Below are 25733 nucleotides of genomic sequence, written 5' to 3'. Positions count from 1 at the left end.
GCCCCTCGCGCTTCAATCCCCGGAACAACGAATACTGCGGCCCGCACAAGCCGCCGCGCTGAAGAACGCCGCCAGGCGCAGCACCGTCTGCGCCATGCCCTTGCCGCCCTGCCCGCCTGGTCCCCCATGCCGTGCGTGCAGCGCCAGCAGCTCATGGACCAGGGCCTGAGCCTGCTCCGGATAGAGGCTGCTGTCGCTATAGAAGCGGGACCACAGCGCGTTGAGCTGAGGGAAATCGCCGGCCGAGGCGGCAGCCAGCGTGAAGAGCGGCGTCTCGTGCTCGTGGATCACCTCGCGGCGATCGCCGACGTACATGTCGAAGGCCATGGGGATGTCGTGCAAAGGATGATGGGGAGTCGGATGGTGCGGCAACTGCCGCGGACGGTGAGCGTCGCGCGGTCCGCGCTCAGATCGGCGCGATCCGGATCTCGGTGAGCTGCCAGTTGGCGAAGCCGCGGCGCTCGAACACCAGCGAGGTGCGACGGTCATCCGGCTGATCGGCCTTGCGCAGATGCAAGAGGAATTCGTTGACGCCACGGCGCTCGGTCGACCAGACCGGATCGCTGCGGCCAGCGCCGGCGTCCGCGCCCTCGCCCGGCGCTTGGGGTTCGCCGGACGGGCGATCCTCTTTCGGATTCGGGAGCAGCTTGCCCTCTTGCATGACACGCATCACCGCCGTGGGTTGAACGAAGGTGTCCACCATCCGGTCCACCACGGCCAGGGCGAGCATCGAGCCCAGCGCGGCGCCGGACTTGCCGAGCGGGCTGTCGGACTGGGCCGACTGTCCCGCACGGCCTTCGATGGCAGCGGCCAACTGGCGCTTCAGGCTTTCACGCAGCCGGGGGTAGTCGACGTGCTCATTGAATGCTTCGGCGTCGCTCGACTTGGCGGCCTCTCGCATCTGATGAAGGGCGAGGAAGGGCGACCAATACCAGTAGCCGGCGAGCCCGATAAGCGCGGCCGCCACGGCGACCTTGAGAACGGTGGGTTTGTTCATGGCGACATCCTCGCAGAGAGCGGCAGCCTTTTGGAAGGACCGGCCCGCACTCGTTCAATGAGCGTCGTCCAATGCTTCCAGCCCCGTCTCCGGGCTCAAGATGATGCGCGCCCGACGTCCGGGGCGCCCGGCCCCGCTGCAGGCCACCCATTCACGGCCTCACTCAGATCCGTCCATACGACGCCGCGATCCCTTGCAACTGCGCATCCACCTGCCGGCGCGCCAGGGCCCCGCCGACGGGCGCGTCGCTGCGGCTTCCACCGCTGTCCATCACCTGCATGCCGCCGGAAACCACGGCGCCCGCAGCGAGCCGCTCGGCCATGCCCTTGGCGGCCGCGGCCACCGTCTCGCCGCGGGTGACGTCGGTATCTGCCGTCACCGCCTTCTGAGACCAGCGCTGGGCGCCCTTGCGTCCTTGCTCCGCAGCGCCCTCCAGACCCTGCTTGGCCGCCTGCGATGCGCCCTTCCCGCCGACCAGCCCCGCGAGCGTGGCCGCCGTGCCGATGCCGGCGGCAATCCCTTGCGCCTTCACATCGCCGCCTTCAATGGCGGTGGCGCCCACCTTGGCACCGCCCTCGGCCATGCTGAGCCCCACCGCCCCGGCACCCGCCAGCCAACTCACCCCCGGAATGCGCAGATTGGCCACCGCGCCCAGCGCGCCGGATGCCAGACCGGCCACGAAGCCGACGCCCTTCAACAGCCCCGCACCGAAGTCCGCCAGACCGCCGCCTTTCTTGTGCTTGAAGTCCGGCTGATTGAATTGGCCCTCCAGCATGTCGCGGGTGGCGCTCAAGCTGAAGTCCGCCGGTGAGGTGGCCGCCGTGTGCGCCGACGCCACCGTCTTGTTCATCTTGCTCAACCACGCATTGAGGTCGCCCTCGCCGATCTTCTTGTCGTTGGCGGGATGGATCAGGTTGCCGCCGTGCTGGTGCTTGCCGTTGTCCAGCATGGCAAAGAGCATCTTGTTGCCGAGCAGTTCGCGCGCGGCCTCGCGCACCTGCGGATCGGCCTGGTCATCGTTTGCCTGCTTCTTCAAGGTCTCGGGCGTGAGGCTCTTGCCGCCGAAGAAAACGTCTCGATGTGTCGACAAGGTGTTGAGCGTGTCGTGCTCTTTCTGCGTGAGCTGGATCTTGTCGTCGCTCCGGTTCAGCAGCTTGTCCTTGCGGAGGGACTTCTCCGGATCGCAGCCGAAGTCGCGCTGCCAGGCGGCGGGGTTGTCCACATAAAACTGGGCCGCCGCCTGAAGCTGGGGCGGGCATTTGCCGGCGCCTGCGGTCCCGTTGGCAATGTCTCGCAGAGCCTCGCGCGAGACCTTCTTGGGCAGCTCGTCGGAATACTTGAAGAGCTCGCGCATCGCGTCGTTAGACGTCATCGGGCGCGGGCCGGCCTGCCCTTCGGGCGCGTCCGACGGCACATAGTTCTGGGTGTACTCGCGCGCCTTCGCTTCCGCATAGGCGCGCTGTCCAGGCATGTGCTTCTGCGCGTCGTTGATGCCTTTGGCATTCAGGGTGCCGCCCGGCATCACGGCCTTCTGAAGCCCGGGTTTGCGCAGCAATTCATCGAGCGCGCGCTTCAGGTCGGGCGGTGTCGTGGCGTCGCTCGCCATGGCGCGCAACGCCTCGGGATCCGCCTTTTTGAAGCGGGCCTCGTGACGACCCAGGATGGCCACGACGTCGTGATCGGTGGGGCGCCGCGCGGTGCACGTCTCCGTGGCCGCGAAACGTCGAGCATCCTGAACTGATCCCATTGATGAACCCAAGCGCGCATTCGTCGCGAATGCCAGGGCCAGCTCGTCCCCTCGCGGCGTCGAGGCCAGACCTTGGCCTGCAGGCGCGGAAGAGGTCGATCGCTGGGAGACGAGCCCGCCGATGACCGCCGAATCGGCGCACGGCGCCGTCGTCGGCATCGCCACCGCTTGCGTGTGGGTCCGCGTGCCCAGACCCAGCGTCGGCTGGGGAGGGTGTCCGCCCTCCAAGCCTGTGCGCATGCCCTGCCGCAAGAGGCTCGCCGCATCGCCGAACGCGGCCGCGCGCTCAGCGCCGATCGACGCGCGCTCCAGACAGCTTCGGGAGGTCGCCTTCAACAACGCCTGCAGCAGCGGCTGCAGCGCCATCACCTGCGGCGCGAGCACGGCGTGGGCAGCACTGTCAGGGGCGGTTGGACCTGCGGTTCTGGCGGCGGTGGCGATGCGGTGGGACATGCCGGTCCTTGTGGAGGCAGATTCCCGTGATTCGATCCCCGCGCCGCCGGGGCAGCCGATGCGGTGCGATGCGCTGTCCGGCGAAGCGAAGTCCTTGGGGCTGAATCAAGGCCGGATTCCGGCCAGCCCAACGGTGACGGTCGTATGAAAAACGGATGACGGCGGCCTGCGGCGTGGGCTCGTTCACAGGAGTCTGGATTTTCAGGAGCCCCTCGCTGCAACATATGGAAACAGACATCGACGCTCTCTACATTGCGGCCGAGTCGACACGACGCCCGCTTCGAGGTCCGCGTGTCACCCCCATCAACGGCATCGGCCGCTGATGGGGTCCTTTCGGTCGTTGTTGAGAGAGTCATGCATGAACATCCGAGCCCGCATCCTGCTGCTCGTGGCGGCATCGTTCCTGGCCCTGCTGACGGTGGGCGCCCTGGCCATGTACCAGGCGCGCAAAAGCGAACGAGAAGTCCGTTTCGTCACAGAAACCGTCGTGCCCAGCGCCATCAAGTCGGTCGCGCTGCTGACCAAACTCAAAGAGGTGCACATTGCTGCGCTGGGCATGGTCTCCGCCCCTGACGAAGCCACCATTCGGCAGGCCTATGAGGAGACCGCCCATCGCCGCGACGCCTTGAGCAAGGCCGTGGACGAGCTGGACGCGCAGTCCGATTCCAAGGCGCAGCGCGGTCTGGTCGAGCTGGTCCGTGAGAGTCAGAAGAACTATTTTCAATCGCTGGACGACACCGCCAAGTTGGCGCTCGCCGGACAGCGCGACGTGGCGCAGGCCAACATGGCCGCGACGGTGGACCAATATCTGCGCGAGCAAGGCGAGGCGCTGGGCACACTCGACATCGAGAAGAACCGCAGCAAGGACGAGGCGATCCGCAAGCTCAACGAGCGCTTGAGCGCCACGCTGGTGATGCTGGCGATGGTCACCCTCGCCGCGCTGGCATTCCTGGGCGTCATCGGCTTCGTGCTCTACCGCCGCATCGTCGCGCCCATCGGCGACATGCAGGCGTCGATGACCCGCATCGCCACGACGCAGGATTTCTCGCATCGGGTCCAGGTCGAACGCGACGACGAGATCGGCAAGTCACTGCAGGCCTTCAACCTCATGATCGAGAAGATCGAGGAAAGTGCCGCCCAGGTCCGACGCAAGACCGCCGACATCCACGCGATGCTCGACAACATCCCGCAAGGCATCCTCGCCATCGAGTCTGGCGGCCGGATCCATCCGGAGGTGTCGCAGCATCTGGCGATCGTCCTGGAGCGCACCGATGTGGCCGGCCAACTCGCCATGGAGGTGCTGTTCGCCGACACCGACCTGGGTGCCGATGCGCTGTCGCAGGTCGACGCCGCGATCGCGGCCTGCATCGGCGAGGATGCGATGAACTTCGAGTTCAACGCCCACCTGCTGCCCGCCGAGATCGAGAAGACCATGGCCGACGGCCGGGTCAAGATCCTCGACCTGAACTGGTCGCCGATGATGAATGAGCAGGATCAGGTCGACCGCCTGCTGGTGTGCGTGCGCGACGTCACCGACCTGCGTGCGCTGGCCCGCGCCGCGCAGTCGCAGCGCCGCGAGCTGGGCATGATCGGCGAGATCCTCGGCGTGCATCAGGAGAAGTTCCAGGCCTTCTGCGCCGACGCGACCACGCTGCTCGACGAGAGCTGCGACGTCGTCGAACACGCCGAGGGTGCCCCGCCGAGCGAGCGCGTGGACGCGATCAATGTGCTGTTCCGCAATGTCCACACGGTCAAGGGAAACGCCCGAACGCACGGACTGCTGCAACTGGCAGACGCGGGCCACGAGGTGGAGGAACACTTCGACCGTCTGCGTGCCGGACTGGAGGACTGGGACGCCTCGTCGCTGAACGTCCGATTGGCCGGTCTCCGCCAGGTCCTCCACGAATACCGCCACTTGAGCGAAACCAAGCTCGGACGCCACGGCCCGGGCCGCCGCGGCGATGTTGAGAAATTCGCGCTGATTCCGCGCGAGCAGGTCAGGTCGTGGCAGCGGCTGCTGGAATCGATGGGGGACACCGCCGCCGGCGCGAACCTCGCGCAGTCGCCGGCCTGGCAGCGGTTGCGGGCATCGATGGCGCGAGTCGGCACCGAAACCCTCGGTGAGCAGTTGGCCCCGGTGCTCGACTCGCTGCCGCAATTGGCGGCGCAACTCGGCAAGGAAGCGCCCGAGGTGCAGGTCGACGACCACGGTATGCGGCTGCATGCGCAGATCGGAGGCACGCTGCGCAACGTCTTCGTACATCTGTGCCGCAACGCGATCGACCACGGCATCGAGCCGGCGCTGGCGCGCATCGCCGCAGGCAAGCGCGCGGCGGGACAGATCGTGATCTCGGCGCAGCAGGTGGAGGGACGTCTTCGCATCGAGATCGTCGACGACGGTCGCGGCCTGGCGCTGGACCGCATTCGCGAGCGCGCGCTGGCGCTCGGCCTGATCGACGTGTCGGCAGAGATGCCGTCGGTGGCGCTGGCCGAACTGGTCTTCTCGCCCGGTTTCTCGACGGCCGATCAGGTGACGGAGGTGTCTGGACGCGGTGTCGGCATGGACGCCGTCCGCGCCTTCCTGAATGCCGAAGGCGGGGACATCGCGCTCGTGCTGGCGCGCGACGCGATTCCAGTGAACGGTTATGTGCCTTTCCGTACCGTCATCACCCTGCCCGAGCGTTTCGTGGTGCCGGCCGACATCGGCATGACCGAGGAGCCGATCCATGCTTGAGTTCGGCATCGGACTGCTGCTCGGATTGGTGGCCGCGGCCGGCGTGTACTGGCGCCTGCGGCGACGCCTGAAAGAGCAGGACGCTCTTGCGGAAGACGCCCGGGTAATGCGTCTCCGCGCTGACGAGCTGACACACGAGCTGGCGGCGCTGACGGCGCGTGCGGCGCAAGATGCGGAAGCCGCCGCGTTGGCGCGGGCCGAGGCCGTGCAGGCACTGGAACGGTTGCAACGCCAGCAGGTTGAAGACAGCCTGCGGCACACGAGCGCGCAGGACCGCCTGGTGCAACTGCTGAGCGGCAACGGCCAGGTGGCCCAGGACATCGGTGAACTGATGAAGATCGAGCAAACCTTCGAGCGCTGGCACCACGCCATGGATGCGCTGCTTTCCCACAACAAGGGCATGCACGACAAGAACGGCGACTTCGCCCGGATCGTGCGCCACATGATCATCGTGACGCTGAACGCGTCGATCGAAGCGGCCCGCGCCGGCGAATCGGGCCGCGGCTTCGCGGTGGTGGCCGAAGAGATGCGCAAGCTGGCCTCGGATGCGGCCAAGCTCTCGCAGGACTACGGCAACGCGCTGCATGAGAACGACCTCATCACCACCTCTACCTTCCAGGATGTGCAGGCCTCGGGGCGACTGATCATGGGAGCGCTGACCGGGCTGGAACTGGCGAACCGTCGACTGCTCGACGTCTCGGCGGGGTGAGCGCGCGATGAACATCAGCGATCGAGCCAAACAGGGCTTCGACCAGTTCGTTCAGCACTGCATGCGCACGACGCTGGTGCCGTCCGGGCGGACCGAGATCGGCATGGTCGCCATGGACAGCCTGGCCCCTCCGCCACGGCCGTCCAGGACAGCGTCGGGCTTCGGGCCGGCGGCAGAACCGAGAGGCGCGGTGGTCATGCTCACTGTGGCATCGTCCAGCTTCAGCCTGGTGCTGTTCCTGCATCACGAAGCGGATGCCGCATCCCTCGCCAAGCGGCCCACGCAACACGGTCTGAGCCCGGCGCACGGCGACGAGCAGGCGGCCCAAGAGGCGCTGGCGGATGCGCTGGCGGAAACCGGCAATCTGTTCTGCGGGGCGCTGAACCGAGAACTGGGACGGGTGTTCCCGCTGGTCGGCATGTCCACGCCGCACCGACTCGATGCGCATTGCGTCGACCACCTGGCCCTGCTGCGCTACGGCCACGTCCGGCACTTCCGCATGGCGCTGGACGACGGTTCGCACCGGCTGGCGAGCTACTGCGTCTGCGCCTACGGCGATGTCGACTTCATTGCACCGCCCGTGGCGGCCGGCGATGTGGGCGTCGGCGAACTCGAAATGTTCTGAGGCCGGGACCCGGCCTTTCATTCATTTATTCATTCAATTGATCATTCATCCATGCTGCATCGGAGAGAAAAGAGATGGCACAGATCCTGGTAGTGGACGACTCCAGCACGGTCCGCAACGAAGTGGGCAGTTTCCTGCAGGGCAACGGTTTGAGCGTGGCCTATGCGGTCGATGGCCGGGACGGTCTGGCGAAGCTGAAGGCGGACAGCGCCATCAAGCTGGTGGTCTGCGACGTCAACATGCCCAACATGGACGGGTTGACGATGGCCGAGAAGGTCCGCGGCGAACTGGGCAATCAGTCCGTCAACATCATCATGCTGACGACGGAGAACTCGCCCGCCATGAAGGAACGCGGCAAGGCCGCCGGGGTGAAGGGCTGGATCGTCAAGCCGTTCAACGGCCCTGCGGTGATCGGCTCGGTGAAGAAGCTGGTCGGGTAGCCCCCGCCCCGCCTCCACGGCGAGCCCATGGCGCCGTGACGCAAGCACCCGACACGCCAGCGACCGCCTAGCGGATGATGTCGTCAAGCGAGCCGAGCGGCAGATAGCCATCAGGCGCCACGATGCCGACGGATTCCGCGCGTCCGGCGCCACGTGGGCGGCGTGCGCGCCGCGCGGCCTTGGTCTTCAACGGATCGAAGTCCTGGAGTGAGGCGTCGGTGCCGTTGACGCTCGCGGTGAAGGTCAGCCCGGTCAGCCGCTCCACCTCGGCGATGGGGACTTGGAAGGTCTTGAAATCGGTGAACGGAATGGCGGGCGCCGCCTCGATGCCGTACTGGTCGATGACCTCCGATTGATCGAGGATGTAGGCCGTGGCGAAGAGTTCGTTCTCGCTGTTGAGCGCGGCCACGACTTTCCAGAACCGCACCGGATATTGGATCTCGGGGAAACGGTCCCAGACGGGATCGTCTTCCTGAAGCACGGGGCCGGTGATGACCTGGGCCTTGAAGCTGTCGCGCTCGATCGCGTCTTCGAGCACGTGCCGCTCCACACCCTGCCAAAGTTCCTTGTTCTGGTTGAACTTCGCGTGCTGCGGCGTGCAGTTGGTCCAATGGCAGGTGTCCGCCGCCGACTGGAGCGCCGCCTTGCGGGTGCTGCCGAACTCCAGGTCTTCCCGCCGGGTGAGGTGCCCGCGGTCGAACTGGTTCCGCGCGTAGTAGAAGTTCGAGAGTTGCTCCTCCAGCTTGATGCGCGGGTCGGTGCGCCAAACGTCCGTCGGGCGGGACATGGCGAATCGGCCGGAGAAATCCACATTGGCCGCGGAGAACAAGGCCAGGCGACGCGTCTTGTGCATGACCACCGCGTAGTTGTGGTACTTCAGCAGGTGCTTCTCGGGGCCCGCGTCTGCGGGGGCACCAATCAGAACGGCAGCCGCCTGCGCCAGCGCAGGGGACAGTTCGGGCAGCTTCACGGACACCGCGCCGGGTGCGAGGAAGTCCTCTGCGTAACCCTCACGGTCGTCGTATTTCGCATTGAAGGGGACATCGAACGGCGCCCCTTCGCTCGGGTTGGGCCGGGCCTCGAACGAGCCGGACGTGGCTTCCAACGAGGCACCCGCGCTTCCGACCACGCGCGCCTGGCCCGAGGGGTCGATTTCCAAGGTGACGAGGACAGTGCGTGTGCTTTGATGATCCATGGGAGGCTCTCCTTGAGGTGCGGTCGGCGCTGAGACGGAGGGATCGGGCCGACGCCAGGCAGGCGCTGCGGTGCTGCGCAGCTTGTCGACCGATGTTGGAAGAATTCGCGCGCTTTCCGGGGTGGCCCGAAAGACGGGCCGCAGCAGCGGGTGATCGGCCAGCGACTGCGTCAGGGTCTCGACAATCCGGGACACCCGGATGCCTTCGTTGGCAATCCACTTGATGTCCTGTTCGCCATGCTTGGCCGGGTCGAAATCGGTGCCGTGCACGGTCTGGATCCGCCCGTCCCGCTCCTCAGGCACACCGCTGTGATGGAGGGCCACCACGTACCAGTCGTTGTTGAAGGTGGGCGATCCGGACGATCCGCCCAGCGTATCGGTCGAGTACCACAGCACGTCCTTGTCGCGCTTCAGGAGCTTGTTCTCCCGCACGCAGACCTGCTTACGCTCACCGCCCGGGTGTTGGATGATGGTCAGCCACTCCCCGTCCGCAACCTTGCCCTGGGTCCCCACCAGCGGCAGGCAGCCGTAGGTGTCCAGCGAGGTCTCGCCGACCTCGGCCAATGGCTGGACAGCGACCACGGTGAAGTCGAGTTCCTTGGACGAGTAGAAGAGCTCGCTGGGCATCAGCCCGAAGGTGACGGGCGCCAGCGGCCGACCGTCGAGGTCGACCTCATACTCGAACTGTGCTTGAGATCGCGCCGACGCCGCCGCGTTCTCCAGCACATGGTGATTGGTGATGAGCACCCTCGGCGCGATGAGGAAACCCGTGCCATAGCCGGCCAATTGCCCGGAGGGCGTCCTGATGACGACCCTGGCAATGGCTCGGGCGGCGCGGGCGCCTCTCGCCAGGTAGTTGACGTCCTGCAGTTCATTGCCCGAGATGATTCGCTCGAAGAGTCGACCGGACGTTTCTTCGTCTTGCAGGCTCTGGTCAAGGAAGCGCTTTCGATCGGCCAACTGCTGCGGCGGACTCAACTCGTTCGGCGCCTTGCCGCGCGAGAAGTCGGACAGCGCCTGCAGGTCTGTTCCGGCGCCGCGCGCCTTCGCCTTGTCGATCTCCTGCAACCAAAGCGCCATGCCGCACTCCCGTCGTCCGTGTTGGCCGAAGGTGTACCGCGTTCAACGGCGTCTCACAACCATCGTTTGATGACAGTTTTCCAACGCGACTTCTGCTTGGTGATGCGGCCCCTGAGATGAGGGGAGATGGGCAGCGTGCACCTCATCAAATGTGGGGATGACGGGGTCGGTTGCGGCATGGTCCGCATGCCATCGACCTCGATCCGATGGGCGTCCGGCATTCGGCGATCGGGCCGGCTACGACTGCAAGCCGTTCCAGGACCAGTGAGGAAGGCGGAGGTGGTCGGGCACCGTGTCCGTCTTTTTGGGATAGGCCGCCATGGTGTGTCGTGTGGTCCAGGCGAAGTAGTCGTGAAGCACCGCGCAGAGCGCCGGATCTGCAATGCCCGCATCGACCAGTGCGCGATCAAAGCACGCAATGGCGCGATCATCCATGTCCTCATGGGACCCGTTGCCGCTGTGCATGCGCACCACCGAGGATTCGCTGCCGTAATGCTGGCTGTAGGTGGCCGGCCCGCCCCATGCTTCACCCCAGTAGGCGGCCAGCCGCTCGGTGTGCTGAGGATGGAACCCGTGGCTGAAGGCATGCGCCACCACGTCATCGGCGAGCACGTGCTGATGCCAGGCGTGTGCCAGACGCAGGACGCCTTCTGCGCCGCCGACGGCTTCAAACAGGGAGTCGGTGCTCATGTCAGCTCCTTGATCGGTACGGCATGGGGTGCGGTCTCAGGCGAAGTCAATGGCGCCGGACCGTGCGATTAAGGCATGAAGTTGGGGTTCCAGGATGGACCGCGGGCGAGGCACGGCAGCTCGCTAGGGGGAAGGCGTGGTTGTACTGTCCTGTGCCATGGAGCAGCCCCCATGGCCCTCTCCTCTTTACCTGTGCCGACCGCGCAGCCGAGCGTCCAACGCGGTGAGCCCGTCACGCAGCTGTGTGGATTGGTCGGTGGGCAGCTCGCACGCTTTGGCGAATTGCTGGCTCACCGCCCTGCCCTTCGCTTGCAATGCCCGCCCCTCGGCAGTCAGAGTGATGCACAGATTGCGTTCATCCCGGCGATCGCGGGCTCGTTGAAGATAGCCCGCCACTTCGAGCCGCTTGACCAGCGGCGTCAGGGAACCTGAGTCTTGCCGCAGGCGCTCCGCCAGTTGCTTCACGGTCACGCCATCCGACTGCCACAGCGACGTCATCACCAGGAACTGCGGATAGGTCAGCCCGATGCGCTCGAGCATCGGCTTGTAGACCTGCATCATCGCCAGCGCGCTGGTGTAGAGAGAAAAACAGAGTTGCTCCTCAAGAATCACCGAGCCATCGCAACCGACCGCGCCCGACGTCTCGATGGCTTGCCGTTCCTCGGACAAGTCATTGGCATTGTTGGCGTTGTTGGGCGTCATGCCAGCCTTTCTCGGCCGTTCGAAGGTCAATGTCCATGCGCCCGGCGAGGGCCCCGAGAAGGGATCCAGCCGGGCGATCCGCTCATCAGGGTCGACCGCGGCTGACCGCGACCGACCCAGGTCTTGAGCCTCACAGGCCCACGTGACTGTCGTTGCCGTTCAGGCGGGCGAACTCACCGCTCTTGCGAGCACGCTCAAGTTCGGCCTTCACTTGCTCGCGGGTCACGGGCGAGGACGCCGACTTCGTCACCAACGGCGCCGGGTACGCATGGGAATCCCGGAACGCCGCATCGATCTCACCGCTGGCTTGGCTGCGCTTGAGTTCCTCGATCACTTGAGCGCGGCTGACACGGCTCGAGCCGATCTCGATGGGGCTGAAGCTCCCGTTCTCGCTTTGGACTCGTGCAAGCTCGCCCGAGGCACGGGCGGCCTGGAGTTGCGCAACAACTTGCTCGCGGGTCAGCGGCTTGTCCGAGGCTTGCGCGGCGGCCACGCCGGAGAAAGCGATCAGGCCAGCGAAAAGGCTGGAAACCACGGCAACAGAGATGATCTTGGACATGATGAGTTCCTTAACGATTAGCGCGCAAATCATTTGAAGCGCTGGGGTGGAGGGACTCGCCGCTTGTGACCTCCAGTTGGGTGCCACGCTGCGTCGATGGGATGAACTGTATCGAACTAATCATTCGTGTGCTAGTTAATTGCCAACAATGTTATCTATCGGCGCGATAGCCTGCGTCCACCGCCCACCTTGAAACGTTGCTCCAAGGGTCCCGCCCTGTGCGCAAGGCACAGGAAGTCATCGGGTGGGTCAGCGTGAAGTGCTTTCGGGGCGGCTTCAAAGGGGACGCCATACGTCAATGGATGGCTTCTGGATCGCCTCTGCGGCTACCTCTAATAGGGCATGGCTCTCTGCGACCTCTCACTCCAGAATCCCGCCGCCATTGAAGCGCCCATCGATGCACCCCTCGATGCGACCCTCGGTGAGGTCCTGCACCGACACCCGCCCACGCTGAATGACGCCCCTGCCTATGCCGCCCTCCACCGCCCTCGCCCAACCGACCCCCACGAATGATCGGCTCCACACGATCGACATGCTCCGCGGTTTCGCGCTGCTGGGCATTCTTGCGGCCAACATCGACACCTTCGCGGGCCCGGAGTCCTTCCACAACATTCCGATCGGCCTGGCCCAGCCCGCCTTCGTCGGCTGGCATGCGCCGCTGGACCTGCTGATCTTTTCGTTCAAGTGGTTCTTCATCGAAGGAAAGATGCGGGCCCTGTTCGCCATGCTCTTCGGTGCCGGCGTGGTCCTCTTCACGCAGCGTCTGGCGGGCGCGAACCGCGGAATGGAGGAGGCCGACGCCTTCCACCGGCGCAACATGTGGCTCATCGTGTTCGGCTTTCTCCACGGCGTGCTGATCTGGAGCGGCGACATCCTGCTGATGTACGGCGCCACCGCCCTGCTCTGTCTGTACCCGCTGCGGCATCTGCCGGCGCGCCGCCTGATGGTCGTGGGCCTGATCGTGTGGGCAGTGGGAGGGACATGGGGTCTGTCCAACGCGTTCAGGGCGGGCGACACGCTGCGCGATGGGCGAGCGCTGCACGAGGCGGTTGCCGCCAAGGCGCAAGGCCTGCCGCTGACCCCCGCGCAGACCTCGCTTCTCGCCAAAAAAGACAAGCAGGACATGGAGCGGCAAGCCAAGGCGACCGCGGCCGTCGAGAAGGTGCATGCAGAGGCCTACCTGGACGGATTCCGGTCTCGCGCCAGCGCATTCCTCAACTTCGTGTCCTGGATCTTCACCTCGGGCTGGATCGCCGAGGTTCTTGGCGCCATGCTGGTCGGCATGGGGCTGTACAAGTCCGGGTTCCTGTCAGGCCAGTGGCGTACACGCACCTATGCAGCGATCTGCATGACGGGCTATGGGCTGGCGGCGCCGGTGGTGGCTTTCGGCATCTGGGCGGCTCACCAGGAGGGCTTCAGCGCCTACGCCAACATGAGGTGGCTGTACCTTCCCTACATCGGGGTGCAGATTCTGGTGATGTTCGCCAATGCGGCCGCCCTGTTGCTGCTGAGCCGATGGGCGCCGTTTGCGCCGATCGCTGCGCGTCTGCGCGATGTGGGCCGCATGGCGCTGACGAACTACATCCTGACCAGCCTGCTGTGCAAGATCGTGTTCGTCTGGTCTCCGCTGGCACTCTACGGACGCCTGGAGTATTACCAGTACCACTATGTTGTGGTGTCGATCTGGCTCGTGAACCTGACGTTCAGCGGGTTGTGGATGCGGCACTTCCGCTTCGGCCCGCTCGAATGGATCTGGCGCTCGCTGACGTACTGGAAGCGCCACGCCATTCGATCGCGCTACGCTGCGGCCTGAGGGCGAAATCTGGCGGACGCCTCTGAGGCCCTGTCAAAGACTTCCGGCGGTTGACGCCTTGGGGGCGTGCGGGGGATGGCATCCCCCATGAGGGTCGGGGCTTGATTCGCCTCCTCGTCGCCAGCTTCGCGTGCGCACGATCGTGCGCTCCGAAAGGCCAACACCATCGGGCGAAATGGTTTTCCCCGAGGCCTTTCAATGAAGATTCAAGGTGACGCGCCGACGACGAACCCTCCGATCGGCGGGGCTCAGCCATCGAATTCGCTCCCTCGCACGTCACCGGGAGAAAGTGGCGCCGCACGGCCACCCGGCGGCTATGAACTGTCGGGCCTGACCGCAGCCACCAGTCGCAGGCCATCCCTGCCCCTGTCCGCCGGCTCGACCGCGACAAAGCGGCCCGGTGATGATGCCGACATCGCGACCGATCAGCCGGCGAGGCAAATGAGACGGATCGCCGTCCTGCCAACCCGCACCGGGCAACTGGGATCAGACATGCCGGCACAGGCATCGCAGATCGGCGCCATCTCAGCGCCTACCGCCGGAGCCAGCCCACTCGGCGGCAGGGTGATCGACATTCCGGGTCTTACGATGCACTCGCAGGTTCCAACCAAGGCGCAGAGCAGCGAGATCGAAGCGAAAATCAAGGATGCGTTGCAGGGCCAGCACGGGCCTGTCCAAGTGTTCGGCTATCACGTCACCACTCAGGAGAACGCCACCGCGATCCGGAATCAAGGCTTTTCTGCCGATGCGAATCGCGGCCTGGGTGGCGGCGTTGCCGGAATGAACATTCACGGACCCGGGCTCTACATGTCCAACCGTCCCGTCGACGACTACGTCAAGCCCGACAAGACCAATGTCATGTACGCCGTGGTGGCACCGCAAGGCGCCGGGTTCAAGGAAGGAAAGATCGAAACAGGAAAGTCGTGGGACGCCGTGAGCAACGCTGCCAGTGCCCACGATGGGGATTTTGTGAACAGCTTGACTGGCGACCGAAAGGTCAATCCAGGCTCCATTTCCAAGGTGGCACTGGTCCCGATCGCGACGATTCGCCCCTCGATGTCGCAGTCACTTCTCGACATGCAGCCTGGCAATTCGAGCAAGCCAGCTCCAGCGAAGACGGTGTCTCCCGAACTCCATGACTTCCTCTCCGGTGCTGTCGAGAAGCATCAGGCTGAAGTGCAGGCCATCCACCAAGCGCCGAATCGGGAAGAAAAGCTCGACCAAATAGCCGTCCTCAAGGACAGAATCATGGAGAGCGGTGGCATGCCTGAAGGCGCTACCTCCAGGCTCCTGATGATGGATCTCAAGGCACGCTATAACCTGGGCAGTTGATCTCTGGTCCGGTGATTCCGGCAGAGACTTGAGCGTCAGGGCTTGCCGGGCGTCGGTCTACCGACCTCTTCAGCCCGAATCCTCAGCTGCGCAACACTCGCCACCGCTGCCCGCCCCGCGGTCACACCGCCCAGCGCCAGGGCGAGGTTCGGCCCTGCACGAAGGCCGGCCAGATGGTCTGTCAAAGTGAACCTGGCAACTGCGGGCTGAGCGACGCCACACCGCCGACCCCCAGATGACCCATGGTCTGCGAGCAGGCGTCCTCCACCAGCCGCCTCAGCCACACTTGCGCGGGACGACGGGGCGCTGCAGCGTGGGCTGAAGTACTTGCACGACGGACTGTCCGAGGGCAGTCTGCTCGTGCACATCGATCGCCTCTTCGCGCTGCGAGAGGTGGTGGACGCGCATCGCTACCTGGCCCGTGGGCAACACATCGGCAAGGTCGTGATGAAGGTCTAGATGTGACGCTTCACAGCTCGTCGGCGATTAGCACTCGAAGGCATGTCGTGCCGGAGCTTCTGGAAGCAAAGCAATTCGTGAGCAGACGTGCCTATGCGCCGGGTCTCCCCGGCACGGCTGAGCAGATTCGGCATTCTTGTTGGTGACGACGCAAGCGCCATCCCTCCACGCCTGCCAGGCGCGAGCCGCGCGCACGGCTCTTCCAGGCGAACGAGCTTGTGTTCTCGTATCGCCTGGAATGCTCTCGGGGTCCGCAGTTACTTGGGCATCAACACCGTATCGATCACATGGATCGCGCCGTTGTCGGCAACGATGTCCGCCTTGATCACCTTCGCGCCATTGACGGTCACGCCGCCGGTCGTCGACAGCGTGACTTCGCCGCCTTGCACGGTCTTGACCTTGCCGGGCTTGATGTCCTTGGCCAGAACCTGGCCTGCGACGACGTGGTAGGTCAGAACGGCGGTCAGCTTCGCCTTGTCCTTCAGCAATGCGTCGAGGTCGGCCTTCGGCAACTTCGCGAATGCTTCGTCGGTCGGCGCAAAGACGGTGAACGGGCCCTTGCCCTTCAACGTATCGACGAGACCGGCCGCCTGCACCGCGGCGACGAGCGTCTTGAAATTGCCGGCAGCGACGGCAGTGTCGACGACGTCCTTGGCTTGGGCGGCGACGCTGGCCAGCGCGATGGCGCCAGCGATGAGGAGCTTCTTCATGGGATGTACTTTCGAAGTGTCAGACGGCTGGGCCGCCGGGTTTGGAACACCTGCAGATGCGGTTCGGTGCGTGCTGACTCAGGCGGGCAGCAACACCGAATCGATCACATGGATGACGCCGTTGGTACAGGAGATGTCGGTCTTGACAACCGACGTGGTGCCGTTGAGCTTGACGCCTCCCGTGGTGCTGATCTTCAGGGAGGCGCCATTGACGGTCTGGGCCGATTGGCCGTCCATCTTGACCACGTCGGCGGCCATCACCGCGCCGGCGACGACGTGGTAGGTCAGGATCGCGGTGAGCTTGGGAATGTCCGCCAGCAGGGCCTCCACAGTGCCGGCGGGAAGCTTGGCGAACGCCTCGTCGGTCGGCGCGAAGACCGTGAACGGACCGGCGCCGCGGAGAGTGCCGACCAGATTGGCTGCGGTCAGTGCCGCGGCGAGAGTTTTGAAGCTTCCAGCTTCAACGGCGGTGTCGACGATGTCGTGCATGTTTGACTCGCTGATGGCAAGTGGATGAATTCAGCGGTTGCTGAACGAAGGTCGCGAAGGGGTTCCTTCGACGTTTGCGCACTTCGCGCGCCGAGGCGTACCAACTGCCGTTGCAGCACGAAGGGCAGCGCTTTCGAAGTGGCGAGATGGCTCGGAGGGCATGGCCGGACTGTATGGCGCCGAAATCGAAATGCAACGTTATTGAGTCGCCAATTGTGGTCTTTGACTCAATATTCTCGATTCAACAGCGTTTCAATCCGTCAAGCTCAGGTCACAATCAAGGTATTCGTCCCGCCCAAGAAAGCGCCGGATGTCTCTTCACACCTCGCCCGACGAACCTGCGGCAAGACCCTTGATGCGCAGTGGTATCGCGGCCCGCCTGGCAGGCCTGTCGCCATCAACCCTGCGCATTTGGGAGAACCGCTACGGCGTCGTGGCGCCCCCCAAGGCGGCCTCGGGACAACGCACGTATTCCATGAAGGACATCGAGCGGCTGCGGCTGATCAAGCAGCTCACGGTGGACGGGCATGCGATCGGCAGCGTTGCCCGGCTCGACACTGACGCGCTGCTCGCGCTTTCCTCCGGTAACCCGATCGCGACGGCGAGAGTGCCGCGGGTTCTTGTCATCGGCCAGTCCGCCGCGCACAAGCTGGAGGGGCGGCTCAAACCCGCGCCAGCGTCTGTATTCAGCGACCTGGCGCATGCCGAGCGCGAGATCGTCCATGCCGGCTCCGCGGATGTGCTGGTCATCCACGTCGCTTCGTTGCACGCGTCGATGACCGATCGAATCACGAGCCTGCGCGGCAACCTGCCGGTTGCTCGTGTCATCCTCGTTTATTCATTCGGTGCTCAGGGCGTCGCCGAAACGCTTGCTGCCGCGGGCGTGACAGTGCGCCGCGAGCCCGTCTCCGGCCGGGAACTGGCCGGCATGGTCATGGCGTCGCGGCCGCCCGACGGGAAGGCCGCGATTGCCGCGCCCTCCAATCCCCGACGGTACAGCGATGCTGACCTGGTGACCCTGAGGGAGATGCCCTCGATGGTGGCTTGTGAATGTCCGCGCCATCTGGCCGAGATCGTCACTCTGTTGGTGGGCTTCGAGGAGTACAGCACCGAATGCGCGACCCGAAATGCGGCGGATGTCGCGTTGCATCGCCACCTGCACGAGGTCACCAGCGCGGCGAGGAGCATGCTGGAACAGGCGCTCGCGCGCTTGGTGGCCGAAGAGGGGCTCGTGCTCTAGATGCCGCGATACCGGAGGGTCCCTGGACGGGAGAAGGCCCATGCCAAACTGGCCGTCGGCCTCGTGCCGATCCCGTGGGCTGCAGAGTTTTCAGATCGGTCGGCGCGATGACTTCCATGGAAGAAACCGTGCTGGTCGCCGGTGGCGGTATCGGCGGGCTGGCATGCGCCCTTTCCATCGGTGTTTCGGGTGTGCCCGTCACCGTGCTGGAGCAGGCTGGCGACTTCGCTGAAATCGGCGCGGGCATCCAGCTGGGGCCCAACGCCATGCGGGTGCTCTCCGACTGGGGCCTCGATGTCCCGCTTCGTTCGATCGCTTCCTACCCGGACGATCTTCGCGTGCGGGATTCACGCGATGGGCGCGAGCTCGGCCATTTGAGACTGGGCGCAACGGCACTGTCGCGCTTCGGGCAACCCTATGCCTGCGTCCACCGCGCCGACTTTCATCAGTTGCTGCGGGAAGCGGTGCGCAGTCGCACGCCCGCCAAGCTGCGCCTGCAGACGACGGTGAAGGATTTCCACGTTCAATCGCATGGCGTGCACGTGACGCTGGACGACGGGCAGACGCTGTCCGGCGCAGCATTGATCGGGTGCGACGGACTCTGGAGTCGCGTGCGCGACGGCTTGCTCGGTGCAGCGCGCCCTCAGTTCACCGGTCACCTGGCCTACCGCGGACTGGTCCAGGCCGACAGCGTTGGACTCGAGTCCCGCCGCAATTCGGTGCAGCTCTGGCTCGGGGCACGGATGCATGTCGTCGCCTACCCAGTACGCGATGGCCGATGGATCAACCTCGTGGCTGTCGTGCATGATGGCCTGGGCGAGGATCCGGACAGCGACAGGCCCAGACGCTGGGCACGGGAGGCTCGCGTCGAGGACCTCCTCGTCAAGACGGGGCCGCTGGCGGGACATCTTCGCGACCTGATCGACGCCGTCCCTGTCTGGACACGCTGGCCCCTATACGATCGCCGGCCGTTGCGCGGCCCATCCGAGCATGCCATCGGCCCGGTCGCCCTGCTGGGCGATGCGGCGCATCCGCTTCGCCCGCACCTCGCTCAGGGCGCAGCCATGGCGATCGAAGACGCGTGGGCGATCGGCCAACTGATCGACCGCCTTGCGGCCCCGCTGGATTGGGCGGCCCTGTTCGCCAGGTACGCCGCTCAGCGGTGGGAGCGCAACGCACGCGTTCAACGCATGTCGCAGCGCAACGGCCGGCTCTACCACGCGAGCGGGCTCTGTCGGCTCGGTCGCAATGTTGGGTTGAGATTGCTGGGCGAGCAGGTGCTGGTCAACCGCTGGCTCTATGGAGGTCCTCCTGAAATGCATGGGCGGGCCTGAGCGGGCCGTCGCTGTCAGCGCCCGAACAATGGGAGGTGGATGGTCGGAATCAACTGCATTCCTCCAGGCAATTGCAGCGCGACTGCCCAGGCCACCGTGAGCGGAACGACAAACATGCCGGCCACAAATACCAGCCCGACAGTCGCCCACGCCATCAGTTGCGACAGCCTGAAGCTGAGGGTCTCGCGCGGCTTGACGAGGGTGACGTATCCCTTCGCCATCATGACCAGGAGCCAGACGACGACCGCCGCGATGTAGACGGCGGATTGGGCCGATGAGGTCGACTGGGTGATGACGCCCACCAACTTCTCCACCGCCTGCATGGACACGTCGGGGGCAGACGCGAGCGGTGCGCTCGGCGCTTGCCTGCTGACTCCGCCGACTTCTGCTGCCGGATGCGACCCGCTGCCCTGCAAGACGGGCTGCGGGACGCCCCTACCGACGGACGTGGACGGCGGGTCCGGATGCAAGGCAATGGCGGTCGACAGGATGATTCCGGCCAGCGGATAGACGGCCCAGACGACGCCAATCTTGGGGAAAAGCCAATGCATGGCGTAGGACTTGAACCAGTCCCACAGGGCGTGCTTCTTCATTTCTCTCCTTGGAGGCAATTGATGGAGGAGCAGCGATGTGCCGTTCCACCTTCGTATAGCGCCGGCCTTCATGCGCCGTCGCCTTGCCACCTGCAAACAGAGAGAAAAGCGTGTCTGTCCGCGAAGTTTTTCACGCCGCCGGCTTAGGGGCCGTCATCACGCGCCAACCATCTAGATAGCCAGAACCCGCGCCTCACGGCCTGCAGCTCGTCGAGGCGAGCGCTGACCAGTCGCTGGCCCACACGGCGCTCAACCTCCATGAAAGCCAGCGCTCTGGCCAGCGCCGGACCGAAGCCCGAAGCCAGCACCATGGTCACCGTGGCGGCCAGGGCCGGCATGGCCAGCCAAACCACGTCGTTGGCTTCCCAACCGCCGATCTGCAGCAACAGCGGAACGTTGAGCACCACTGCGGTCAACGCCGCCACAGTCCCAGCGCGCGGCGGCGGCGGTGACGGGAGAGGCAGGATTCGGTGCCGCTTCAGGTCGAGCAATGGCACCAATGGGGCGGGTAGTCCGGTGGAGGCATCGATGATGCGCAGACGGCGACGTTCGGCAATGAAGCCTGTGGCCATGGCGCCGACCCACATGAGTGCGGCCAGCCCGAGCGCCAGCGGTTGCAGATCCGGACGATGGGCGCGCCAGGCCAGGGCCGTCGCGGAAACGACCAGCAGGCTGCCGAAGAACAGAAACGCCAGCACCGCACCCCAGAGCGCTCCCCGCGGGGAGTAGCGGGCGCGGTACTTGAGGTGAAGCCCGGAGGCCAAGAACACCAGGCCCATCACTGCAGACATGACCACGAGGGCGGGCTTGGCAAGCGCGAAGGCCCACATCGCCGGGACGACAAAGGCGCCCGTCGCGCCCAGGACCAGGGGCAGGTGCTTGAGGCTGGAGAGGTCGTCAGGCGGTCTCAACGCCCGGCTCCCAGCGCATGGCGAGCTTGCTGTTCTGCGAAGTCAGCGCCGCCGTAGTTGTTCCAGACCACCTGAATTTCCACACTCGCGAGCAAACTGACCAAGACCGATGGTGCGTCATCGGTCACGAGATTTCACCGTGTCCCTCACTGACACGACCCGGTATACCAATCCGGCGAACTCTCCGAAATCAGCTTGATCCGGCGCTCCGTCCCGCGGCCCAGGATGCAGAACTTCGCGTAGTAGCCACGTGTGGGATCTGAGCGGTCGGAAGGCCTGACGTTCAGGCTGACGTAATACGCCCGACCCTCTGCCAACGCGATGGCAGGACTTGCACTGACACCCTCCAGCGCCTGCCCATAGGCCACGCATGAGATGGACGAGACGGGAATGCCGCCACCTTCCATCTCCCATAACCGCGCCGCCCACATCTTGCGTCCCGATTGGTCGGCATCGTCCACAACGGACAGCGCCTGAATGCGGGAAGCGGGATCACGTTTTGCGTTCCTGGCAGGCACAGCAAAACAGGCCCTGTCATCCTCCAGCAACGTCACCTCCGCAGTCCCCATGGCGGACATGGACCAGCATGGCGCCATCGCAAGGAATGCCACAGAAATGGCAAACGGTGTCTTACGGAAGGTTTGCACGATCGGAGGGGTTCTTGAAGAATTCGCTGAGCAGATTCGCCGGGCTCGTTGAGATGCTTGAGTACAAAGTAGTCGGCCATAACCACGGCTCAGCGATTAGACGGGGCCGCAGTACCTGAAGGACGGAAACCGGGGGCGCGTTCAAATTTTCGTCCCAACAGACGCGGAGCCCAACTTCGGCTTCGGTCCGGCCAACCTGCCTTGGCCCGCTGAAGGTCACCGAAGTTTGCGTATTGCCATATTTGCGGCGTTGATGCTGAAGGCTGTGGCTACGAAGGGGCCGCCCCACCAGCGCCAGTAGTCGGCATGCTGCCCATGGGCTGGGTTGTGCATGGCCTCCAAAAAGTCCATGTAGCCCGATGGGCCACCCACGTCTTCTGGCGGACACGCGTTCTCGCCGGCCGTGCACATCGGCCAATCGTTTCTCCCTTCCTGCACAGGCAGTCGCTCCTCGACCGTGATGTGATGCTCCCAGCCGTCCCCGAAGTCGTAGCTGTAGCTGAAGGTCTTCACCTGTTCGCCCAGCACGGCGCCTACGGTGAATTTGCGGTCGTCCAGAATGTCTACGCTCCCGATCCATTGCTCATCGGGAATTCCGTAACGTCGTTGCTCGATGTGCCAGTCATGCAGATGGCTGTTGGTCCAGCCCATCGCCGCTTGGACGATGCGGTCCAGCTTTGCGAGCTTGATGGTGTCGGGCACGAGGATGCGGCGCCAGATGAGGGGCCGGATGTGCTGCAACTCGATTCGGAGTTGGTAGACCTGCCGGGGCTGAGTGCGTTGGAACTTGGTGCTCATGCCGCCAGTGTCGCCGCACCAAGGGCTCGGCGATGCAGTAACAGCGCTGCGATCCGACCAGATCATCGAACGCCCGTTCGGCTAGGTCTGCGTCTACACATCGCGCGTGTACCAAGCTCAATGGCCACGACCCATACGCATGCCTTCAGGAAGTGCTGAGACGTAAGCGTCCTGGCAAGTCATGTTGATCCGCTGAGCCGTGCCTAGGATGCTCGTATCCATCAACGACTTGATGGGTACGTACGCACTATGGATCAAACAGCGCTAGGCCGCCGGCGACGAGTTCACAGCGCCGAGTTCAAGGCGCAGGCAGTGCAGGTCTCGCAGCAGCCGGGCGTCTCGATGGCCGCTGTCGCAATGGCTCACGGCATCAACGCCAACCTGCTGCGGCGCTGGGTCCATGAGATGGCTCAGCCGCCTCTCGATGCAGTGCCTGTCAGCGACAAGCCCGTTGGCTTCATCGCGCTGCCGATATCGGCGCCACCTGCGCCGCCCGCACCGAGCGCTGAGCCCATCCGCATTGAGGTCCGCCGCGGCGCGACGACGATCGCGGTGAGGTGGCCGCCAAGCGCTGCCGACGCGTGTGCGGCCTGGATGCGCGAGCTGCTGCGTTGATCCGCGTCGACGCAGTGTGGCTTGCAATGACGCCGCTGGACATGCGCGCCGGCACCGAGACCGCGCTGGCCCGCGTCGTTCAGGTCTTCGGCAGCGCCAAGCCGCACCATGCCTACCTCTTCGCCAACCGGCGCGCCACGCGCGGCCTTGCCCATCGACAACAATTTCGACGAGCAGCAGATCAGGCCCTGGGCCACAGGACGCAAGAACTGGCTGTTCGCCGGGACGCTGCTCGCCGGGCAGCGCGCTGCGGCCATCATGAGCCTCATCCAGACGGCGAAGCTCAACGGGCATGACCCGTATGTCTACCTGTGTGACGTGCTGACACGGTTACCTCACCAACGAGCCCGCGACATTGACGCGCTACTACCTCACCAGTGGACATCGCCAGCTGCGCCGTGACGGTATATTGCAGAAGCTGTGTGCCTTGCGCGCTTATCGCCGAGCCTCTGTTCCCCAACCTGCCTCCAAAGATGCCGACGGACCTTGATTCCCTACTTCTGACTGTTCGCGACGAAGAGTCCTTCCGGAGTTTCGTGGCGGCGCTTGCAGGGGACTACTCCGAAGAGCGTGAGATCGAAGAGACCACTCCGAGCAGCCCATACTCGGCAGGAGCTCTTGGCTGGGAACATGGAACCATTGATGGCTACCTAGGCGCCGCTGCAGCTTGTGGATCGAATCGCTCTTCGCCGCATGCCACCGAAGTTGAGAACACCTGGTTCAGGGCCGCTGCAATTATGTATGCAGGCAAATACTACGAGTGAATGAGTTGGCCTTCGGGCCCCTCAGGTCGTAGCTGGCAACAGCGCACTCTTGCCGGCATAGGCCCGGCGTCCGATGTCAACATGACTTGGCTGCCCGCTTACTAGGCATCCGCACAGTTGCCGGCGCCAGGTGCAGCTTGCGTTTTTGCTTCCCGGGTTTTTGACGCCAAAACCGTCGCCGAGTGCGCTGAGTGCGGAGCTTCCAGTCGGGATCCGCGATGCTCACAGTCGTCCGCCGCGCCACTACTCCCACGGGATGCTTAGCGACTTCCCTGGGGCGCCGGAAGCAAGGGTGACCACTTCGGATCCATAGTCCAGCACGAGCAACCCATGCGGCACAGAGTAGCTCGGCAGGACGCGGCAGCTGACGCGCGCCGCCAGCGTTACGTCGCCATGAAGCGTGTCGGCTGAAGCATCCAACACGAATTCGCCAATACGACTGCAGGTGTTCGGATTCCGCGGATCGAACAGCTCCAGATCATGCAGTTCCACCAACCAAACCAGTCGTGGCATCTCAATGGTGCGGTACCAGTCCTTGAGGGCTGGATCGAGCTCGTCATCCGCCAGCGCCCATCGACGGAATGCATGCCTCTTCACCAGGCGCGTCCGCAGCACCACTTTGCCCTCCGGCATGAGGCGCATCTGTTTGGTGGTGTCGTACTGAGAGAGCAGAACGCAGGTGAAGGCCAGCGCTTTCAGTGCCGCTTGCTCCGCCTCCTTCGCTGTCATATGGACAGCCTCCGGAAGCGGAACGATCAGATTCTTCGTCTGCTCAAGGCAGTAAGCCGTGGCCTTCGGATCGCCCGACGAGAGCCGCATGTAGGGGCCGGTGTTGTCGTTGTGGATGATGAGTGCCTCGACCCAGTCTGACGCGACGCGGTAGGCGATCCCTAAGGGTGTGACGATACGCACCGTGCTGCTGACCGGCTGCGCCGCGAGCTGGCGGCCGATACACACAACGGCATGTCCACCGCCAGGCGGGACCAGCGTCGCAATCACCGGCAAGCCGGATTCCAGGTAAGGCATAGCTTGCTCAATGACCCCCGCAGCGGAGGGAATCATGGTCGGAAGCGCAGGCTCACAAGTCAGAGTCAGCGGATCGTGTCCGGACGATCGGATGGCCTCCAGCATCTGCTCGATGACGAGACCCTGCCTACCTGGGAAGACACGGTCGATCGCCATATACCGAGTCGCCGCCCGCGTCAGGTCCGCGGGGTTGTAGGCGGTATTCCCGACCCGTTTCATCTGGGTCCGAAGCGCGATCCAGATGCTCGCTTGCGCGCACGCTCCTACAGCATTGTCTTGCTGCAGATAGGGGGTACCGCAGACCTGGAAGTCCCGTCCAGCGATGTGCACGGGGAAGTGCTCGTAGCAGGTGACATCCGCCTCGAGAGAGGGCAGCAGAATCGAAGCACCGATCGGGGCGTGCCTCAGCGGACGGATGGTCACGAACCCCAGGTACTGGCGATCCGGCTCTGGCAACGTATCCAGGAAGTCCAGTACGCTGCGAGCGGCCTGGGCCTCGTCCGTGACGGGCGCAGGTGCAGGCGCAGCGAACGCGTGAAGCCGCACGCAGAGTCTTGAGATGACTCGATGCTGCTTGCTGTAGAACGCCTCGTGCTCCGCCAAGAAATCAGGATCGCGGACTGACTCTTGCACTAGCAGGGCCTGTGCACCAATCTTGCGCAGGTGTTGCGCGACATGCTTGAAGGGCTGCAGTGGCAAGCCGATCAGCGCGAATGCCTGCATCTCCGAGGCGGGAGGAGCGATGGCGCGAAGGAGCTCAGAATCGTCAGTGATCGACGCGAAGTCGATGAAACGGTAGCGAAGGCTCATGCATGCATTCTTGCACGCGACGCCAGCTCGTTACATTAGCGAACGGTGAGACGCAGATCTTCAACCGGCACCGTGCGCTCCCGCTCCCGCAGGGCTAGCACGTCGTCGAACATCGCATTGGACAGAACGGCGTTGAGTTGAGAGCTTAGCTCCTTCGGAATAGGAACGGCTCGGCCCGGCACGGCGCGAGACTCCTCAACCATCTGCTTCGCAAGATCCACAGCAAACTCTAGAGCGCCAGCGTCGATCATCGGCATGGGC

25 protein-coding genes and 3 pseudogenes are annotated in these 25733 nt (G+C 64.6%); 13 read left to right on the top strand and 15 right to left on the bottom strand.

Annotated features, from left to right (window positions below; genetic code table 11):
- Positions 1-12: 12 nt before the first annotated feature.
- The 3 genes from N4261_RS03830 to N4261_RS03820 all read right to left on the bottom strand — a co-directional run bounded on the left by N4261_RS03830 (position 13) and on the right by N4261_RS03820 (position 2666).
- On the bottom strand, positions 13-327 hold the full coding sequence (locus N4261_RS03830; protein WP_261758896.1) for a hypothetical protein: 315 nt from the start codon (positions 325-327) through the stop codon (positions 13-15).
- Positions 328-406: 79 nt separating this feature from the next.
- Positions 407-997 carry a DUF2939 domain-containing protein gene (locus N4261_RS03825; RefSeq protein ID WP_261758895.1) on the bottom strand — a complete coding sequence of 197 codons (591 nt, stop codon included), beginning with the start codon at positions 995-997 and terminating at the stop codon, positions 407-409.
- Positions 998-1160: 163 nt separating this feature from the next.
- Complete coding sequence (locus tag N4261_RS03820; RefSeq protein ID WP_261758894.1) at positions 1161-2666, bottom strand: HrpF/NolX family T3SS translocon protein; 1506 nt, start codon at positions 2664-2666, stop codon at positions 1161-1163.
- A gap of 199 nt (positions 2667-2865) precedes the next feature.
- Between N4261_RS03820 and N4261_RS03815 the strand changes: the two genes are divergently transcribed.
- From N4261_RS03815 to N4261_RS03795, 5 genes are all read left to right on the top strand, one after another.
- Positions 2866-3345: a hypothetical protein gene (locus tag N4261_RS03815; protein ID WP_261758893.1), complete on the top strand. Its 480-nt coding sequence runs from the start codon at positions 2866-2868 to the stop codon at positions 3343-3345.
- Between the two features lie 210 nt (positions 3346-3555).
- Positions 3556-5931: an ATP-binding protein gene (locus N4261_RS03810; RefSeq protein ID WP_261758892.1), complete on the top strand. Its 2376-nt coding sequence runs from the start codon at positions 3556-3558 to the stop codon at positions 5929-5931.
- Positions 5924-6640, top strand: a complete 717-nt coding sequence (locus N4261_RS03805; RefSeq protein ID WP_261758891.1) for a methyl-accepting chemotaxis protein — start codon at positions 5924-5926, stop codon at positions 6638-6640. The genes N4261_RS03810 and N4261_RS03805 overlap by 8 nt, the downstream gene beginning before the upstream one ends.
- A 7-nt stretch (positions 6641-6647) precedes the next feature.
- Entirely contained in the window at positions 6648-7265 is a 618-nt protein-coding gene (locus N4261_RS03800) for a hypothetical protein (RefSeq protein WP_261758890.1), read from the top strand.
- Between the two features lie 74 nt (positions 7266-7339).
- On the top strand, positions 7340-7705 hold the full coding sequence (locus N4261_RS03795) for a response regulator (RefSeq protein ID WP_261758889.1): 366 nt from the start codon (positions 7340-7342) through the stop codon (positions 7703-7705).
- 67 nt (positions 7706-7772) lie between these two features.
- Here N4261_RS03795 and N4261_RS03790 read toward each other — a convergent pair whose 3' ends face one another.
- From N4261_RS03790 to N4261_RS03775, 4 genes are all read right to left on the bottom strand, one after another.
- Entirely contained in the window at positions 7773-9980 is a 2208-nt protein-coding gene (locus N4261_RS03790) for a DNA/RNA non-specific endonuclease (RefSeq protein ID WP_261758888.1), read from the bottom strand.
- A gap of 237 nt (positions 9981-10217) precedes the next feature.
- Entirely contained in the window at positions 10218-10670 is a 453-nt protein-coding gene (locus N4261_RS03785) for a group II truncated hemoglobin (RefSeq protein ID WP_261758887.1), read from the bottom strand.
- A 186-nt stretch (positions 10671-10856) separates the two neighbouring features.
- A complete protein-coding gene (locus tag N4261_RS03780; protein ID WP_261758886.1) occupies positions 10857-11339 on the bottom strand; it encodes a MarR family winged helix-turn-helix transcriptional regulator in 483 nt (160 codons plus the stop codon).
- Positions 11340-11502: 163 nt separating this feature from the next.
- Positions 11503-11931, bottom strand: coding sequence for a DUF4148 domain-containing protein (locus tag N4261_RS03775; RefSeq protein WP_261758885.1), 429 nt, complete (start codon positions 11929-11931; stop codon positions 11503-11505).
- 454 nt (positions 11932-12385) lie between these two features.
- On the opposite strand from N4261_RS03775, the gene N4261_RS03770 reads away from it, so the two are divergent.
- The 3 genes and pseudogenes from N4261_RS03770 to N4261_RS03760 form a co-directional block, all read left to right on the top strand.
- Entirely contained in the window at positions 12386-13744 is a 1359-nt protein-coding gene (locus N4261_RS03770; RefSeq protein WP_261758884.1) for a DUF418 domain-containing protein, read from the top strand.
- A 198-nt stretch (positions 13745-13942) separates the two neighbouring features.
- The gene (locus N4261_RS03765; protein WP_261758883.1) at positions 13943-15076 is read left to right on the top strand and encodes a hypothetical protein; all 1134 of its coding nucleotides are present in this window, start codon (positions 13943-13945) and stop codon (positions 15074-15076) included.
- A gap of 282 nt (positions 15077-15358) precedes the next feature.
- Positions 15359-15535, top strand: a pseudogene (locus tag N4261_RS03760) (zinc-binding dehydrogenase); the annotation flags it as partial.
- A 257-nt stretch (positions 15536-15792) separates the two neighbouring features.
- On the opposite strand, the gene N4261_RS03755 reads toward N4261_RS03760, so the two are convergent.
- Together N4261_RS03755 and N4261_RS03750 are read right to left on the bottom strand one after the other, a co-directional pair.
- Positions 15793-16245, bottom strand: coding sequence for a fasciclin domain-containing protein (locus N4261_RS03755; protein WP_261758882.1), 453 nt, complete (start codon positions 16243-16245; stop codon positions 15793-15795).
- A gap of 78 nt (positions 16246-16323) precedes the next feature.
- A complete protein-coding gene (locus N4261_RS03750) occupies positions 16324-16734 on the bottom strand; it encodes a fasciclin domain-containing protein (protein WP_261758881.1) in 411 nt (136 codons plus the stop codon).
- Between the two features lie 310 nt (positions 16735-17044).
- Between N4261_RS03750 and N4261_RS03745 the strand changes: the two genes are divergently transcribed.
- Together N4261_RS03745 and N4261_RS03740 are read left to right on the top strand one after the other, a co-directional pair.
- Positions 17045-17974, top strand: coding sequence for a MerR family transcriptional regulator (locus tag N4261_RS03745; protein ID WP_261758880.1), 930 nt, complete (start codon positions 17045-17047; stop codon positions 17972-17974).
- 107 nt (positions 17975-18081) lie between these two features.
- Complete coding sequence (locus N4261_RS03740) at positions 18082-19308, top strand: FAD-dependent monooxygenase (protein ID WP_261758879.1); 1227 nt, start codon at positions 18082-18084, stop codon at positions 19306-19308.
- Between the two features lie 14 nt (positions 19309-19322).
- Here the strand turns inward: N4261_RS03740 and N4261_RS03735 are convergent, their stop codons facing one another.
- The 4 genes from N4261_RS03735 to N4261_RS03720 all read right to left on the bottom strand — a co-directional run bounded on the left by N4261_RS03735 (position 19323) and on the right by N4261_RS03720 (position 22257).
- A complete protein-coding gene (locus N4261_RS03735; protein WP_261758878.1) occupies positions 19323-19901 on the bottom strand; it encodes a hypothetical protein in 579 nt (192 codons plus the stop codon).
- Positions 19902-20044: 143 nt separating this feature from the next.
- The gene (locus N4261_RS03730) at positions 20045-20812 is read right to left on the bottom strand and encodes a hypothetical protein (protein WP_261758877.1); all 768 of its coding nucleotides are present in this window, start codon (positions 20810-20812) and stop codon (positions 20045-20047) included.
- 146 nt (positions 20813-20958) lie between these two features.
- Positions 20959-21459 carry a hypothetical protein gene (locus tag N4261_RS03725; RefSeq protein ID WP_261758876.1) on the bottom strand — a complete coding sequence of 167 codons (501 nt, stop codon included), beginning with the start codon at positions 21457-21459 and terminating at the stop codon, positions 20959-20961.
- A 216-nt stretch (positions 21460-21675) separates the two neighbouring features.
- Positions 21676-22257, bottom strand: a complete 582-nt coding sequence (locus tag N4261_RS03720) for a plasmid pRiA4b ORF-3 family protein (protein WP_261758875.1) — start codon at positions 22255-22257, stop codon at positions 21676-21678.
- Between the two features lie 249 nt (positions 22258-22506).
- Between N4261_RS03720 and N4261_RS03715 the strand changes: the two genes are divergently transcribed.
- The 3 genes and pseudogenes from N4261_RS03715 to N4261_RS03710 form a co-directional block, all read left to right on the top strand.
- On the top strand, positions 22507-22872 hold the full coding sequence (locus N4261_RS03715; RefSeq protein WP_261758874.1) for a transposase: 366 nt from the start codon (positions 22507-22509) through the stop codon (positions 22870-22872).
- Positions 22873-22898: 26 nt separating this feature from the next.
- Positions 22899-22955: pseudogene (locus N4261_RS26265) on the top strand (hypothetical protein); the annotation flags it as partial.
- Positions 22956-23016: 61 nt separating this feature from the next.
- Positions 23017-23274 (top strand): annotated as a pseudogene (locus N4261_RS03710) (transposase domain-containing protein); the annotation flags it as partial.
- A gap of 605 nt (positions 23275-23879) precedes the next feature.
- On the opposite strand, the gene N4261_RS03705 reads toward N4261_RS03710, so the two are convergent.
- Together N4261_RS03705 and N4261_RS03700 are read right to left on the bottom strand one after the other, a co-directional pair.
- Positions 23880-25472 (bottom strand): hypothetical protein, encoded by a 1593-nt coding sequence (locus tag N4261_RS03705; protein ID WP_261758873.1) that lies wholly within the window; start codon positions 25470-25472, stop codon positions 23880-23882.
- 35 nt (positions 25473-25507) lie between these two features.
- A complete protein-coding gene (locus N4261_RS03700) occupies positions 25508-25729 on the bottom strand; it encodes a hypothetical protein (protein ID WP_261758872.1) in 222 nt (73 codons plus the stop codon).
- Positions 25730-25733: the final 4 nt, after the last annotated feature.

Origin of the sequence: Roseateles amylovorans, from assembly GCF_025398155.2 — a bacterium.
In the GTDB taxonomy this organism is placed as follows: domain Bacteria; phylum Pseudomonadota; class Gammaproteobacteria; order Burkholderiales; family Burkholderiaceae_C; genus Roseateles; species Roseateles amylovorans.
This window is presented reverse-complemented; position numbering and strand designations above follow the sequence as displayed.

What these genes read in the sequence shown, in the direction of transcription:
- N4261_RS03830 (WP_261758896.1), bottom strand. Translation starts at nt 327, where the DNA reads ATGGCCTTCGACATGTACGTCGGCGATCGCCGCGAGGTGATCCACGAG.
- N4261_RS03825 (WP_261758895.1), bottom strand. Translation starts at nt 997, where the DNA reads ATGAACAAACCCACCGTTCTCAAGGTCGCCGTGGCGGCCGCGCTTATC.
- N4261_RS03815 (WP_261758893.1), top strand. Translation starts at nt 2,866, where the DNA reads ATGACCGCCGAATCGGCGCACGGCGCCGTCGTCGGCATCGCCACCGCT.
- N4261_RS03810 (WP_261758892.1), top strand. Translation starts at nt 3,556, where the DNA reads ATGAACATCCGAGCCCGCATCCTGCTGCTCGTGGCGGCATCGTTCCTG.
- N4261_RS03805 (WP_261758891.1), top strand. Translation starts at nt 5,924, where the DNA reads ATGCTTGAGTTCGGCATCGGACTGCTGCTCGGATTGGTGGCCGCGGCC.
- N4261_RS03800 (WP_261758890.1), top strand. Translation starts at nt 6,648, where the DNA reads ATGAACATCAGCGATCGAGCCAAACAGGGCTTCGACCAGTTCGTTCAG.
- N4261_RS03795 (WP_261758889.1), top strand. Translation starts at nt 7,340, where the DNA reads ATGGCACAGATCCTGGTAGTGGACGACTCCAGCACGGTCCGCAACGAA.
- N4261_RS03790 (WP_261758888.1), bottom strand. Translation starts at nt 9,980, where the DNA reads ATGGCGCTTTGGTTGCAGGAGATCGACAAGGCGAAGGCGCGCGGCGCC.
- N4261_RS03785 (WP_261758887.1), bottom strand. Translation starts at nt 10,670, where the DNA reads ATGAGCACCGACTCCCTGTTTGAAGCCGTCGGCGGCGCAGAAGGCGTC.
- N4261_RS03775 (WP_261758885.1), bottom strand. Translation starts at nt 11,931, where the DNA reads ATGTCCAAGATCATCTCTGTTGCCGTGGTTTCCAGCCTTTTCGCTGGC.
- N4261_RS03770 (WP_261758884.1), top strand. Translation starts at nt 12,386, where the DNA reads ATGACGCCCCTGCCTATGCCGCCCTCCACCGCCCTCGCCCAACCGACC.
- N4261_RS03765 (WP_261758883.1), top strand. Translation starts at nt 13,943, where the DNA reads ATGAAGATTCAAGGTGACGCGCCGACGACGAACCCTCCGATCGGCGGG.
- N4261_RS03755 (WP_261758882.1), bottom strand. Translation starts at nt 16,245, where the DNA reads ATGAAGAAGCTCCTCATCGCTGGCGCCATCGCGCTGGCCAGCGTCGCC.
- N4261_RS03750 (WP_261758881.1), bottom strand. Translation starts at nt 16,734, where the DNA reads ATGCACGACATCGTCGACACCGCCGTTGAAGCTGGAAGCTTCAAAACT.
- N4261_RS03745 (WP_261758880.1), top strand. Translation starts at nt 17,045, where the DNA reads ATGTCTCTTCACACCTCGCCCGACGAACCTGCGGCAAGACCCTTGATG.
- N4261_RS03740 (WP_261758879.1), top strand. Translation starts at nt 18,082, where the DNA reads ATGACTTCCATGGAAGAAACCGTGCTGGTCGCCGGTGGCGGTATCGGC.
- N4261_RS03735 (WP_261758878.1), bottom strand. Translation starts at nt 19,901, where the DNA reads ATGAAGAAGCACGCCCTGTGGGACTGGTTCAAGTCCTACGCCATGCAT.
- N4261_RS03720 (WP_261758875.1), bottom strand. Translation starts at nt 22,257, where the DNA reads ATGAGCACCAAGTTCCAACGCACTCAGCCCCGGCAGGTCTACCAACTC.
- N4261_RS03715 (WP_261758874.1), top strand. Translation starts at nt 22,507, where the DNA reads ATGGATCAAACAGCGCTAGGCCGCCGGCGACGAGTTCACAGCGCCGAG.
- N4261_RS03705 (WP_261758873.1), bottom strand. Translation starts at nt 25,472, where the DNA reads ATGAGCCTTCGCTACCGTTTCATCGACTTCGCGTCGATCACTGACGAT.
- N4261_RS03700 (WP_261758872.1), bottom strand. Translation starts at nt 25,729, where the DNA reads ATGCCGATGATCGACGCTGGCGCTCTAGAGTTTGCTGTGGATCTTGCG.